This is a genomic window from Rhodococcus sp. P3_B8, from assembly GCF_056402775.1.
In genome coordinates, this window is record NZ_JBFUGT010000519.1 from 1 (window position 1) to 2,812 (window position 2,812).

A 2,812-nucleotide genomic window follows, 5' to 3' on the forward strand; every position below is an offset into this window, starting at 1 on the left:
GCTGATTGGTGAGGCTGTCGGTGAGGATGGCGAGGACGACGGGTGCGCCGTCCGGACTCCACGCGACACCGGCATCGTTGGCGGTGCCGAACCCGCCGCCACCGGTCTTGTCGGCGGCAGTCCACCCGGTCGGCAGACCGGCGCGCATTCGCTTGTCCGACGTCTTGCTCGCCCGCATCCACTCGAGAAGCTGATCGCGGCTCGCCGCGTCGAGGGCGTCTCCGAGGAGCAGCGCCCGGAAACCCTGCGCGAGGCCGTTGGGTGTCGTCGTGTCCCGGGGATCGTCGCGGAATGCGGTGTTGAGTTCGGTCTCCCACCGGTCCAGTCGTGTGCTCCCGTCGCCGACGTCCCGGGCGAGTGCGGTGATCGCCTGCGGCCCGCCGATCTCCCGGAGTAGGTAGTTCCCGGCGGTGTTGTCGCTCTGCGTCAGCGCTGCTTCGGCGATCTGCCCCAACGTCATCGGGGTTCCGACCGCTGCGGCGGTGACCGGCGAGTTCTCGACGAGGTCRCCGGGTTCGATCACGACCGTCTTGTCGAGTGACGTCGATCCGTCCTCGGTCTTGCGCAGAACCGCCGCGGATGCGTAGGCCTTGAAGGTCGAGCACATCGCGAACCGTTCGTCGCCCCGGTGGCTGTAGACCTCGCCGGTCGCGGGATTGACGGCCGTCACTCCGATCCGGGTGGAGTACTGCGCCTCCAGGGCGTCGATCGTCGCGTCGAGGGGCCGCCGATCCGGCGCCGCAGCCACCGACGTGGTGGGCTGGGCCTGTTCCGCGGTGGCCGTGCACGCCCCGAGCAGCAGGGGCAGCGCCAGCGCGAGAGCGACGGCACCTCGGCGACCGGTGCGCCTGGGCTTCGGATGATTTCGGTGTGTGGGCATGGATCCAATGTCGGATGCGGACACTCATAGCGCAAAGACGAAAGCGGCGTCGTCGCGAGTCGGGTGCGCTATCACCCCAGTTCAGGACGACGTTTTATGCCAGGGAAACGGTGGCGTCGCCCGACGTGGGCGGTCGGAACTGGTTCAATGGTCGCCATGGACCTGCTCCGCCACCTCAGTTTCTTTGTCGCCGTTGCGGAGGAGGGACATTTCGGCAACGCCGCATCCCGGCTCGGGATGACGCAGCCGCCGCTGTCACAGGGAGTGCGGCGGCTCGAACAGCGACTCGGCGCGGAGCTGGTCCAGCGCAGTGCCCGCGGAGTCGGACTCACCGACGCCGGACGCCAATTGCTCCCGCGTGCGCGACTTCTCGTCGCCGACGCCGCCCGATTCGAGGACGAAGCGCACCGCATCGCCGGCGGTCGCGACGCGGTGGTGCGATGGGGTGTCCCGCACTCGGTGGCCGACGGTGTGGTGGTGCGGTGTGTCCGTGCCCTTCGCGACGCGGACGAGACCCGGCCCACCCGGGTGGTGACGACCACGGCGCCCACCACCGAACTCGTGGACGCCGTCCGTACGGGCAGTCTCGACGTCGCCGTGGTCGAGCATCCCGCGCTGCTCACCGGTCTCGACAGCGGGCCGGTGCTGAAGCTTCGGCGGTGGGTGGTGGTGCCGGACGACCACCCGGCCGCGGTCGCGAAGAAGGCACAGGTCCGGATGCTGCGCGGGCTGGCGTTGGCCATCGGTCCACGCTCGGACAATCCACCTGCCCACGACCTGTTCGTCGACTTGTGGCGGGTCCGGGGGCTGGACCCGGACATCGTGATCGCACCGGGTCCGCGAGAGATTCTCACGCACGTGGCCGCGGGCGGTCATTTCGGGGTGACGGCGACGGCACCGACGGTGATGCCGGGTGTGGCCTGGGTCGATCTGCTGCGCGAAGACCTCGCGCTGCGTCTGCGCATCGTCTGGCGATCGGGGACCGACGTCGCACCGTCCGCTGCCGCCCTCGACCGGGTGCTGCTGAGGGCCGATCGATGACCCCGCCGGCGGCGAAGCGGATCCGTGACGTCTTCGCCGACGCCGGGTGCACCGGATGGCTGCACGCCCGCCGCGTCGGGACCCCGACCGGCGACGCGGGTGACATCGCGGTCGGCGCGGACGACCTCGTGGTTCTGGCGTCGGTCTACAAACTTCCGCTACTCGTAGCCCTGTGCCGTGCTTTCGAATCCGGGGAGTTGTCGCCGACCGCGACCGTCCGGGTCAATCCGGCCGACTGCACTCCGGGGCCGACGGGGGTGTCGACGTTCCGTGATCCCGTCGTGCTGAGCTGGCGGGATCTGGCGATGTCGATGATGACCGTGTCCGACAACGCCGCCGCCGACCTCGTCCTCGGGCAGGTGGGACTGGCGAGCGTCGAGCGCACACTGTCCGAGCTGGGCATGACGAGCACGCGCATCCTCGGCGGCACAGCGGATGCGCACCGCAGCCTGGTGATCGACGCCCATGCGCACACCACCGCGGAAGCATTCGCGGCGCTGGCCGACAACGACGAGGCGTGGACCGTGTCCGCCTACGACCCGTCGTATGCGAGCGCGACGACTCCGCGGGAGATGACCTCGCTTCTCGACGCGATCTGGACCGGAAGGGCGGTGCCCGAGCCGCAGGGCGAGTTCGTCCGGCACGTGATGTCCGCGCAGATCTGGCAGCACCGCATCCGGTCCGGGTTCCCGTATTCCGAGGTGGACGTTGCCGGGAAGACCGGGACCATCGGCGCCATCCGCAACGAGGTGGCCGTCGTGACGTTTCCCGGTGAGATTCCCGTCGCGGTCGCCGTCTTCACCCGTGCCGCCCGAACCGACCCTGTACTACCGGTGGTCRACGCCGCGATCGGGCACGCCGCCCGGATCGCGGTGACCGAACTCCGCTCCG

Annotated in this window: 3 protein-coding genes; 2 read left to right on the forward strand and 1 reads right to left on the reverse strand. The window is 69.8% G+C overall.

All coding sequences use genetic code 11. From position 1 onward, the window contains the following. Nucleotides 1-880, reverse strand: an 880-nt coding sequence (gene bla, locus AC1D1G_RS43915; protein ID WP_477956787.1) for a class A beta-lactamase, incomplete at its 3' end; no start/stop codon positions are given. A gap of 147 nt (nt 881-1,027) precedes the next feature. On the opposite strand from bla, the gene AC1D1G_RS43920 reads away from it, so the two are divergent. Together AC1D1G_RS43920 and AC1D1G_RS43925 are read left to right on the forward strand one after the other, a co-directional pair. Continuing rightward, nucleotides 1,028-1,921, forward strand: coding sequence for a LysR family transcriptional regulator (locus tag AC1D1G_RS43920; RefSeq protein ID WP_283332498.1), 894 nt, complete (start codon nt 1,028-1,030; stop codon nt 1,919-1,921). Continuing rightward, a partial coding sequence (locus tag AC1D1G_RS43925) for a serine hydrolase (RefSeq protein WP_477956788.1) occupies nt 1,918-2,812 on the forward strand: 895 nt, incomplete at its 3' end. The genes AC1D1G_RS43920 and AC1D1G_RS43925, both read left to right, overlap by 4 nt.